9 protein-coding genes, 2 tRNA genes and 1 other annotated feature are annotated in these 11,365 nt (G+C 37.2%); of the genes, 4 read left to right on the top strand and 7 right to left on the bottom strand.

Going from position 1 to position 11,365, the window contains the following annotated elements:
* On the top strand, nucleotides 1–205 hold a 205-nt coding region (locus GHD00_RS20965; RefSeq protein ID WP_205600789.1), incomplete at its 5' end, for a hypothetical protein.
* Between the two features lie 5 nt (nucleotides 206–210).
* On the opposite strand, the gene acsA is transcribed toward GHD00_RS20965, so the two are convergent.
* On the bottom strand, nucleotides 211–1,926 hold the full coding sequence (gene acsA, locus GHD00_RS18370) for an acetate--CoA ligase (RefSeq protein ID WP_163539660.1): 1,716 nt from the start codon (nucleotides 1,924–1,926) through the stop codon (nucleotides 211–213).
* A 193-nt stretch (nucleotides 1,927–2,119) separates the two neighbouring features.
* Between acsA and GHD00_RS18365 the strand changes: the two genes are divergently transcribed.
* From GHD00_RS18365 to GHD00_RS18355, 3 genes are read left to right on the top strand one after another with little or no spacing between them, the layout of a single operon-like run.
* Entirely contained in the window at nucleotides 2,120–3,607 is a 1,488-nt protein-coding gene (locus GHD00_RS18365) for a spore germination protein (RefSeq protein ID WP_163539659.1), read from the top strand.
* Nucleotides 3,608–3,613: 6 nt separating this feature from the next.
* Nucleotides 3,614–4,702, top strand: a complete 1,089-nt coding sequence (locus GHD00_RS18360) for a GerAB/ArcD/ProY family transporter (RefSeq protein ID WP_163539658.1) — start codon at nucleotides 3,614–3,616, stop codon at nucleotides 4,700–4,702.
* Nucleotides 4,699–5,943, top strand: a complete 1,245-nt coding sequence (locus GHD00_RS18355) for a Ger(x)C family spore germination protein (protein ID WP_163539657.1) — start codon at nucleotides 4,699–4,701, stop codon at nucleotides 5,941–5,943. Before GHD00_RS18360 ends, GHD00_RS18355 begins: the two co-directional genes overlap by 4 nt.
* Before the next feature lie 172 nt (nucleotides 5,944–6,115).
* Here GHD00_RS18355 and GHD00_RS18350 read toward each other — a convergent pair.
* The 6 genes from GHD00_RS18350 to pdxS form a co-directional block, all read right to left on the bottom strand.
* Nucleotides 6,116–6,188: transfer RNA gene (locus tag GHD00_RS18350), tRNA-Arg, on the bottom strand.
* Nucleotides 6,189–6,439: 251 nt separating this feature from the next.
* Nucleotides 6,440–7,261: a pyrroline-5-carboxylate reductase gene (proC, locus tag GHD00_RS18345; protein ID WP_163539656.1), complete on the bottom strand. Its 822-nt coding sequence runs from the start codon at nucleotides 7,259–7,261 to the stop codon at nucleotides 6,440–6,442.
* 678 nt (nucleotides 7,262–7,939) lie between these two features.
* A tRNA-Ser gene (locus GHD00_RS18340) sits at nucleotides 7,940–8,032 on the bottom strand.
* Nucleotides 8,033–8,158: 126 nt separating this feature from the next.
* Nucleotides 8,159–9,430 (bottom strand): serine--tRNA ligase, encoded by a 1,272-nt coding sequence (serS, locus tag GHD00_RS18335; protein ID WP_163539655.1) that lies wholly within the window; start codon nucleotides 9,428–9,430, stop codon nucleotides 8,159–8,161.
* A 170-nt stretch (nucleotides 9,431–9,600) separates the two neighbouring features.
* Nucleotides 9,601–9,820, bottom strand: a binding site (T-box leader).
* Entirely contained in the window at nucleotides 9,816–10,394 is a 579-nt protein-coding gene (gene pdxT / locus GHD00_RS18330) for a pyridoxal 5'-phosphate synthase glutaminase subunit PdxT (RefSeq protein ID WP_163539654.1), read from the bottom strand. It overlaps the preceding feature by 5 nt.
* Before the next feature lie 22 nt (nucleotides 10,395–10,416).
* Complete coding sequence (gene pdxS / locus GHD00_RS18325; RefSeq protein WP_163539653.1) at nucleotides 10,417–11,301, bottom strand: pyridoxal 5'-phosphate synthase lyase subunit PdxS; 885 nt, start codon at nucleotides 11,299–11,301, stop codon at nucleotides 10,417–10,419.
* Nucleotides 11,302–11,365 lie beyond the last annotated feature (64 nt).

Here is an 11,365-nt window from a genome sequence, read left to right as displayed (position 1 = left end):
GCGAACGGTTTTGGTGAGTGAGGAGGCTGAGGTGCTGCCCCCGGAAAGCGAGTGTTTTTCCGCAGCGACGATTAAGCACTCATCTTTAAACGAGAGGGAGGAAAATATTGATAGGTTACTGCGCAGTTTATGGATACTACGAATGAATTTTACGACTTCTGCTCTTAGTAAGAAAGCACACATCTTTTTAAGATGTGTGCTTTAGCTGTTTTATTCTTCTAATGTTGATGTGTCGCCTGTTGGTAGTCCTAGTTCCCAGGATTTAAGAAGACGACGCATAATTTTACCGCTTCTAGTTTTCGGAATATTATTAGTAATTTCAATCTCACGAGGAGCGGCATGTGCACTAAGTCCTGTTTTGACAAACTTACGAATATCCTCTAACAACTCCTCACTTTCTTTATATTGATCATTTAGAGAGACGAATGCTTTAATAATTTCACCACGTTCAGGATCTGGTTTACCAATGACACCCGCTTCCGCTACTGCAGGGTGCTCAATCAACTTACTTTCTACTTCAAATGGACCAACACGTTCCCCAGAGGTGTTAATCACATCATCTAGACGACCTTGGAACCAAAAGTAGCCGTCTTCATCCATATAAGCACTGTCTCCGGAAACATACCAGCCATTTACAAAGTAGCTATCATATTTACCTGGGTTATTCCAAATCGCTCTCATCATTGATGGCCAACCTGCTTTAATAGCTAAGTTCCCCATCTGATTAGGTGGAAGTTCATTCCCTTCGTTATCCACGATAGCAGCTTCTACACCTGGGATAGGTTTCCCCATCGACCCAGGACGAATTTCCATACATGGATAATTAACAATTAGCATAGCACCTGTTTCAGTCATCCACCATGTATCATGAATGCGTAAATCTAATGTTTTTAAGCCCCATGTAATAACTTCAGGATTTAATGGCTCTCCTACACTTAAAATATGACGTAAGCTCGATAAATCGTACTGCTTTACGATGTCATCTCCAGCACTAACAAGCTTTCGTAACGCAGTAGGAGCTGTATACCATATAGTAACGTCATATTTCGCTAATGTTTCATACCATGATTCAGGAGAAAAGCGTCCACCTCTGATCACATTCGTAACCCCATTTAACCATGGTGCAAAAATGCCGTAACTTGTTCCAGTTACCCAGCCTGGGTCTGCCGTACACCAATAAACATCATCTTCTTTTAAATCAATGACCCACTTCCCTGTAGCATAATGTTGGATCATCGCATTATGGACATGGTATACACCTTTTGGCTTACCAGTGGAACCAGATGTATAATGTAAGATCATCCCGTCCTCACGGTCTACCCATTCAATATTAAAATCCTCTGATGCTTGCTCCATTTCCTGATCAAAGTCTACATATTGATCCACATCTACATTTTCCGCACCAACTAACACAACTTTTTCCAGATGCGGAAGTTGATCAACTGGCACACGCTCTAGTAATTGTGGAGTGGTAATCAGCATTTTTGCTTCACTATCTTCTAAACGGTCTCTTACAGCCTGTTCCATGAAGGCTTCAAATAATGGACCTGCAATCGCTCCAATCTTTAAAATACCAAAGAAGCAAGCATAGAATTCAGGGCTTCGCGGCATAAATAAAAAGACACGATCGCCTTTTTCAATTTGATGTTTTTTAAAAATATTTGCTGTTTGATTGCTCCGTTTACTTAATTCTTCAAATGTTAGTGATTCTTCTCTGTCAGGTGATGAGTATAAAAGAGCAACTTGATCTTTTTTCTGAGGATTTTCAGCATGACGATCAATTGCTTCATAAGCCATATTTACTTTTCCGGTCTTGTACCAGCTGAATTCTTTTTTAATCTCTTCCCAATCGAAGCCTTTTCTTAATGCTTCATAATTTCCTACATTAAATTTTCCTTCACGTGCTGGAACTTTCGTCATATCCATGGTATCACCTCTCTAAAATTGTAAACGTTTGCAAAAAGCATAAAATATAAATGCCTTCCTCTCTATTTTAACGAATAAAAATTATAACGCAAGCGTTTTATTCCCATTATTTACAAAGTGAATGGAGCACCTTACATATAATCCTATGACATGATACATACTAACCCTAACTTTGTCATATAGGGGTGGAGAAATGGCTCGCTTTATAGCTGAACGAGAAAAGCACAACCAACAAGAGCAAACAGTACATACATCGCTTCAGCCCAATTTGGAAGAAATAAAAAAACTTTTTTCATATGGGGTAAATAAAGACTTTTCCATAAGGACTTTTAATCTTTTTTCAAATCAAAAGAAAGCTTGTTTGTGCTATTATAGCTCAATTGTTAATGGAAAAACGATTAATGAACATATTATGGAACCTTTACTTCAAAATAAGGGAGAATCGATTAGTAATATTGTAAGCATTGAAAATATTGAAAAAGTCAACTCCTTTTCCGATATCATCGAAAACATTAACAGCGGGAAGGCGATTCTTTTCATCGACCAATCAGAAACTGCCTATGCCATGGATGTTGCTGATTTTCAACATCGTTATATCTCGAAATCAGAAAATGAAAGTGTCATAAAAGGGCCGCAAGATGCTTTTACCGAGTCTCTCAATTCAAATATTTCTTTAATCCGTAAACAGCTGCATAACCATCAACTTATTAATGAAGGCATCCAATTAGGAGAACGCTCTAAAAATGAAGTGAATATTCTTTATATAAAGGATATCGTCAACGATGACATATTAAATCAAGTCAAAAATAAACTGAATCAAATCAAGGTTGATAATGTTAGAAATATCGAAATTTTAGAACAATACATTGAAGATCGGCCATACTCGATTATCCCAAGCGTACTTTATACGGAAAAACCGGATAAAGCAACATCGTATTTAGAGGATGGTTTTATCGTATTATTAATGGAAACCTCTTCTGCTTGTTTAATTGTACCGGTCACGTTTTGGTCCTTTTTCCATTCGCCAGAAGACCGATACTTACGTTTTTTTTATGGAAACTTTAGTCGATCGATTAGATTGATATGTTTTTTGCTGACCACATTAATATCAGCTACTTATGTCGCCGTTTCTAATTTTCATAGTGAGATGATTCCGCCAGATTTACTATTAGCTATAACGGCCTCAAGAGAACGAGTACCATTTCCGCTTATTGTTGAAGTGTTGATGATGGAAGTTGCTTTTGAATTAATCCGTGAAGCAGGAGTTCGTATACCTAATCCATTAGGTCCTACTATCGGTATTGTTGGAGCACTTATTTTAGGGCAAGCAGCAGTAGAAGCAAATATTATTAGTCCGATAATTGTTATTGTAGCAGCAGTATCTGGACTATCTTCCTTTGCTATTGCGGATATCAATATGAACTTTACAGTTCGATTAATGCGTTTTATTTTTATCTTATCAGCAGGGATGTTCGGAATGCTTTCCTTAACAGGAGCCTTTATTTTGTTTTTTATGTATGCTGCGTCACTAAAATCTTATGGAGTACCATTCTTTTCTCCAATGTCACCACATTTCCTATCATCAAAAGACACGGTTTTTCGTAAGTCGGTTAAGAAAGAGTTGTTTCGACCAGATTATTTAAAGCCAAAGGATCTGCAAAAAAAGCAAAAAAAGGGGTGATACATAATGGGAAATCGGGGCTATTTACGAACACAAGAGATTTTTGCTATGGCCTTAATTATTATTAGCATTAAGTTAACAGACTCGACCCCATCTTTGCTAGCTCAAAAAGGACAAAACGGGTTCTGGCTGATCCCTATTTTATCATTTGCTTTAATACTGCCAGGCTTTCTTTTAATGATTTATTTATTAAAAAAATATGAGAATAAAAATCTCATTGAGTTGTTTGAATCTATATTAGGACAATGGTTTGGGAAATTGATTGGTTTCATACTATTTTTATTTGCCTTCTTCGCCATGACACTTGATAGCCGAAACTATGTGGAACAAATTAAACTGCTTTATTTCCCTGAAACGCCATCAGACCTTATCTTTATCATTTTTTTTGGTATTGTTTTTTTTGGTGCTAAAAAAGGAATTGAAGTGATTGGTTTTACATCTTGGATATCTTTTTTTGTTTTAAATTTCTTTACTTTTCTTATTATTGTCTTAATATGGGGGGATATTGTCGTAGAACGTATTTATCCTATTTTTGGTTCTGGGTTAGATCATTTGCTAAATCAAGGTTATCAAAAAGCAGCCATGTTTTCCGAAATCTTTTTTTTCTTAATTGCCTATCAAGCAGCAAAACAAACAGAAATGTTTCGTAAAGGAATTGTTATAGCATTTACCTATGGTTTTTTTCTAATCATATTGTTTTATTTTATTTATGTTTCCGTATTTGATTATAACTCGATTCAAAAATTGGCCTTTCCGTTTCATGATATTACCCAATATGTGAACTTTGGCAGCTTTTTTACCAATATTGAAACTATTTTTATGATTTTTTGGTTAATTGCTGCTTATCTCAAATTTATGATTTTGTTATATGCCGCGGGCTGGATTTTTGGAACGATATTTAACATTCAAAACTTTGATCCAGTCTTATTACCACTAGCTTTTTTAGTTGTAACCATTGGTCTTATGCCTTTTAATTCTATTATGAATGAACTTGTTTTACGAGAAACATTATTTATGATCATGTCTCCTTTTTTTATTTTTCTTCCCTTTTTATTATGGGGGATTGCATTAATGAAAGGAGATCTAAGAAAATGAACCTATTAAAAGCTCTTTTCTTTCTCATTCCATTACTCCTTCTTTTTGGTTGTTATGACCGAATTGAATTAGAGCAGCAATCGTATGTAATGGCAATTGGAATAGATACAACTGACCAAGAAAATCAATATTTGTTTACTTTCGAAATTGCCAATCCTGAAGTCGGTTCAGCAACGGCCCAAGGCGGTGAGGGCGAACCACCAGCTGAAATCGTATCAGTAATTGGGACAGATATCTTAACTGCCACCTATACAGCAAACTCTGTTGTCGCTAAAAAAATTACCCTGGATCATACAAAAATTATTGTTGCATCAGAGGAAATAGCTAGATCGGATAAATTTTTAAGTGTAATTCAATCCGCATCCCGCAGTCCGCAAATCAGAAGAGCCGTTGAATTAGTCGTTTCCAAAGAACCCGCTGAAGATTTTATACGTAATAATGAACCAACCATGGAAAAACGGCCACATAAATTCTATAATTTCATGCTTTCTAGAGCGGCTCAAACCGGTATTATACCTCAAGCTACTTTACATCGATTTTTTCAAATTACAGAGGGAGATGCCGATGTTTTTTTAGCAGTATATGCCACAACAGAACAATCAAAGGAGAAAGAAAGAGGATATGAAGATAACTATATTGCTGGCGAAATACCTCAAATAGGCGGTTCTCCTACACAATTTATGGGATCTGCTGTCTTTAAAGAAGGGAAAATGATTGATATTTTAAATGGGGAAGAGACACGTTTTGCTCATATTTTAGACAAAACTCATGATATGGACACCTTCTTAGCGACAATACCTGACCCGCTGCAACCAGAATATCGAGTTTCCTATAATTATGCACAAAAAAACAAACCGCAAATTAACATTGATTATCAAAAAGGGAAAACTGCAAAAATAAAGGTAGACGTAGAATATCAAGTAGAAATAATAGGGATACAAAGCCTGATTAACTATTCACAAATACAGAAATATCGAAAGATTTTAAAAGAAAATATTACAAATAGATTAGAGGAAAAAGCCAAACAGCTTGTCAAGAAATCACAGGAGCAATATAGCACGGATCCATTTTATTGGTCACTATATGTCAGGAAACATTTTAAAGATGTGCCATCCTATGAAGAAGCAGACTGGAATAAAAATATTTATCCAAATGCAGAGGTTGAAATAACCTTCAAACTAGATAAATTAGAATTCGGAAAAATGTTTGATGATTCCAATGTATCAGAAGTGAGGGATTAATTTGTCATTACTATTTCTAATTTTTTTAACACTGTTTATTGTGTATCGCTGCATCATTTTTAGCATGCAAACCTTTCAGTCAGGGAACAAGCTTGGTGGTATGGCAATATTAGCACTAATTCCTCTTCTGATCTTTAGTGCCACTTGCTTTATCATGTTTAGATAAAAAAAGCGGCCCTAGCAGGATTCGAACCTGCGACGCATCGTTTAGGAAACGAACGCTCTATCCCCTGAGCTATAGGGCCATACAAATGTTATTATACAAAATAGTAATAGATTTGAAAAGCAAGATACAGCAGGATTTTGTATCTTGCTTTTTTATAAAAAATTGTTGCTATCACATCATATTTAGCAGAAGTAAGTAAAGATCTTATGTCGCAGTTTCCATAAACTGTGTAGTAACTTTAGGAAAGTTTTCCTCCACTTGTCTCAATGGAGTACGCAGTTTTGTTCTACTACGATGAAAAAGCAACAAGGATGAGAAAATAGTCTTATTTTATTTTTCGAATGCTTTTCTTAACTCGCCAGATTTTTGCGCGGCTTTTTCTAAACAATCATAAACTGCTTTTTGGAAATCATAAGAAGCTAGCACATTCAAACCAGCTTCTGTAGTCCCGCCTGGGCTTGTAATCTTTTCTCTCAGTACTTTTGGAGAATCAGGTGACTCTTTTAACATTTCGGTTACACCTTGTAGTGTTTGAATCATAAGCGGTTTTGCTATTTCCATATCTAAATCGTTATTTTGCACAAATTGTTCCATTGCTTCGACCATATAATAATAGAAAGCTGGACCACTACCTGCCAATGCTGTAAAAGCATCCATATCCTCTTCATTAATGACTGTCGTTGTTCCAATAGATTGCATCAACGTTTCCACTAACTGCATATTTTTATCTGTTGCAAAAGTCCCTTTCGCAATGGTTGTTGCCGATTGCCCGATTGTTGCAGAAGTATTAGGCATTACTCTCACAACTGGAATCTCCTTATCTAATTGCTTCTCAATAAAGCTAGTAGAGATTCCAGCTAGTAAAGAAACGACAATTTTCCCTTTTGTTATATAGGGTAGAATCTCTTCTACGGAAGTTGTAATGTCTTTCGGCTTCATGGCTAAAATGATCATATCACTCTGCACAATCGCCTTTTGTTTATCTTGTGATGTTTGAATTTCATATTTGTCTTCTAGAATAGTTAACCGTTCTTGATTAGTACGATTGGTTGCGATAATTTGGTTGGATGGTACAATTTCTTTTGCAGTCATACCAGCAATAATTGCTTCAGCCATCGATCCAGCACCTAGAAACGCAATCGTTTGATTCATGTCACTCACCCTTTTTATGTATACTAGATCTATTATACATGATCTGCTAATCAAAGAAAAACCGAGCATAACCCACCCGATCCTTCATGATTTTTCTCATATATAAATGTCGTAGTAGAACCATACTGCGACATAGTAAAAATATTAAAGGAGTGACTATATCGCCCTCATTTTTGGTTACTGCTATCATTACGCTCCGACAACATACTTCGCTTTCCGCGGGCACGGCTTCAACTTCCTCGGCAGAAAACCGCTGCCTGCGGGATTTTCAGCTCGTGTTCTGAGCAGGAGTCTTCGTATGTTGTCTGCGCTAGTGAGTGATATGATTTATGATGCGTTCCATTTTTTAACAGTTTTTATAGCGCACTCAAAACGAGCACCAATCCAAGCTGCGGAAAAATGCGAGACTCCTGTGGGAAAGGAACAGTCTGAAGACCCCGCAGCGAGGCTTTTTGCTCGTGAGGAGGCTGAAGCGTTCCCCACGGAAAGCAAGTGTTTTTCCGCAGTGCGGTACTAGCACTCACCTAAGTAAGAATGATAGAAAGTCATGTTAAAGTTAATGCGCAGTATATGGATATTATGAATGAGTTTTATGCTTTCTTATCATTAAATAAAAAAAATCGTTATATACACTATAACGATTTTTTATCTATAATCTCCAATTTTGTGTTGAAATCATGGCGGAGGAGGAGGGATTCGAACCCCCGCGAGCCGTGAAGCCCCTGGCGGTTTTCAAGACCGCTCCCTTCAGCCAGACTTGGGTACTCCTCCTTATTTGTTGACGACAAATAATAATATAGCATACAGAATTTTATAAGTCAACAATATTTTTCGTCTATCTCCAATTTTTTTTGAAGATAGACGAATGATAGTAAAAATGTACTAATAAATAAATCTTTACATAATCGTTTTGCCACCCATATATGGTACTAAAACATCAGGAACTTTTATCGATCCATCTTCCTGCTGGTAATTTTCAAGAATAGCTGCAACAGTACGACCAATAGCAAGACCTGATCCATTTAATGTATGAACAAATTCCGGTTTTCCTTTCTCCTCACGACGGAAGCGAATACCTGCTCGACGTGCTTGGAAGTCTTCAAAGTTAGAGCAAGAAGAAATTTCCCTATAAGTATCATTACTAGGCATCCATACCTCAATATCATATTTCTTTGCAGCAGTAAAACCTAAATCAGCTGTACACATGCTCATCACACGATAAGGCAATTTTAGTAACTGCAACACCTTCTCCGCATGACCTGTCAGCTCTTCTAACACTGTGTAAGAATCCTCTGGTTTTACAAATTGGACAAGCTCTACTTTATTAAATTGATGCTGGCGTATTAGCCCTCTTGTATCTCGACCGGCAGAACCTGCTTCAGAACGGAAACTCCCACTAAATGCAGTATATTTTTTAGGTAAATCATCAACAGACAAAATATCATCACGATAATAGTTCGTCACAGGGACTTCTGCTGTTGGCACTAGGAAATAATCCCAACCTTCTAGTTGAAATGCATCCTCTTCAAATTTTGGCAGCTGTCCTGTTCCTGTCATACTGGTGCGATTCACCATATAAGGCGGTAACATTTCGGTATAACCATGTTCATCAGCATGTAAATCCATCATAAAGTTCATTAACGCACGTTCTAATCGAGCACCTAAACCTTTATAAAAGACAAAACGACTGCCTGTTACTTTTGAAGCTCGTTCAAAGTCTAAGATATCTTTATTTGTTGCTAAATCCCAGTGTGGCTTTTCTTCAAAATCAAAATTTGGTATGTCGCCCCATTGTCGCGCTTCCACATTATCCTCTTCTGTTTCACCAATAGGGGTTGTTTCATGTGGAATATTTGGTATGGAAAGCATTAGGTTTTCTAACTCTTCCTCTACTTGCTTTAATTCCTTATCAATCGTTTTAATTCTGTCGCCAACTTGACGCATTTCAGCTATTCTATCGTCAGCATCTTTCTTCTCTTTTTTTAACTGGGAAATTTCTTTAGATACCTCGTTACGTTTTGCTTTTAATTGTTCTGTTTCTGCAATCAATTCTCTTCTTTTTTCGTCTAATTCGCCAAAACGATCTAAATCTGATAAGTCCTCACCTCGATGGGCTAATTTCTCCTTCACTTCGGTAAAATTCTTTCGCAATATTTTCATGTCTAGCATATTTTAGTCCTCCTTTTGTGATGAGCTGTATTTATTCATATTTCTTCTAAGTAAAATGAAATTCTTATTAAGATGAGAGTTTAACCGACGCTGAGGGGAGATACTTGCTCCCCGAGCTATATGAAATCATCAATAAAGCCAATTTACAAAAAAACTCCCGTCCCTATAAAATTAGGGACGAGAGTTTTTCCCGCGATACCACCCTGTTTGAAGAAGATATTTCTCCCAACTTGATTAAGATGATAACGGCATCGTACCGGGTATATTTACACGATTGTTTTCATATACCACTCAAGGATGGATTCACCAAGCCTTTATACCGATTCACACCAACCATCGGCTCTCTGTTCATAAAGGAGATTGGCTACTACTTCCTTTCCATGTTTTATTTCTGATATTCTTTTACCATATCTGTAAAATATGCAGTCAAACGATAATCTTCAGTTAATTCAGGATGAAAAGCGCTGCACATATAATGCCCTTGCCTAGCTGCTACAATCTTGCCTTGATAGCTTGCTAATATTTCTGTTTCTGGACCAACTTCTACAATATAAGGTGCACGAATAAATACAGCTTCAAAATCTTCTCCTACACCTTCTACAGATAGCGATGCTTCAAAGGATTCTCGTTGACGCCCAAAAGCATTACGCTCAACAGTTATATCCATTAATGATAAATGGGCCTGTTCTTGTCCATGAATGTTGTTTGCTAATAAAATAAGGCCTGCACAAGTCCCAAAGATTGGTTTCCCTTGTTTTCCAAAGCTTATGAGTGCATCGAAAAAATCATATTTATCGATTAATCGACGCATTGTTGTACTTTCCCCACCTGGGAGAATCAAACCGTCTACTTCTTCTAGCTGCTCTTTTCTTTTTATAACCATGCCTTCTGCACCACTAGCCTCGATGGCATGGATATGTTCACGAATTGCACCTTGTAAGCCTAATACTCCAATTCTAACCATGATGTTATCTCCTCACTAGCTCTTACCAACCACGATCTTGCATACGTTCTTCTGGTGCTATGGTACTAATTTCTAAACCTTTCATAGCAGTACCAATACCTTTAGATACTTTTGCAATTAAATCATAGTCTTCATAATGGGTAGTTGCTTCTACAATCGATCTTGCAAAGTTTGCTGGATTATCTGATTTAAAAATACCAGAACCAACAAATACACCGTCTGCTCCTAACTGCATCATTAATGCTGCATCAGCAGGTGTTGCCACTCCTCCTGCGGCAAAGTTTACAACAGGTAAGCGACCTCTATCTTTAATGTCTAACAGCACTTCATATGGTGCGCCTAAATCTTTTGCATAAGTCATTACTTCATCTTCTGACATGTTTACAAGCTTACGAACTTGTGCATTTACTTCACGAATATGGCGAACGGCTTCTACAATATTTCCAGTTCCCGGCTCTCCTTTTGTTCGAAGCATAGAAGAACCTTCACCAATACGTCGAGCTGCTTCCCCTAGATTACGGCAACCGCAAACAAAAGGTACGGTATATTCTTTTTTATTTAAGTGGTATACCTCATCAGCAGGTGTTAACACTTCACTTTCATCAATGTAATCCACACCCATAGACTCTAAAACACGTGCTTCTACAATATGGCCGATACGTGCTTTCGCCATTACTGGAATAGAAACAGCATTCATTACTTCCTCTACAATCGTTGGATCTGCCATACGAGCTACACCGCCTGCAGCGCGAATGTCAGACGGAACACGTTCTAAAGCCATAACAGCAACTGCACCAGCTTCTTCTGCAATTTTAGCTTGTTCTGCATTTACAACGTCCATAATAACGCCGCCTTTTTGCATTTCAGCCATACCTCTTTTTACTCGATCTGTACCTACTTTAGACATTCTCTATTTCCTCCTAATATGAACTTACTATCTTACATAGATTCCTATCGACTCTTGTATCCTT

This window comes from Gracilibacillus sp. YIM 98692 (genome assembly GCF_010993965.1).
Taxonomy (GTDB): domain Bacteria; phylum Bacillota; class Bacilli; order Bacillales; family Amphibacillaceae; genus Gracilibacillus.
The sequence above is the reverse complement of the archived record's forward strand: the minus strand, read 5'-3'. Positions and strand labels throughout refer to the sequence as shown.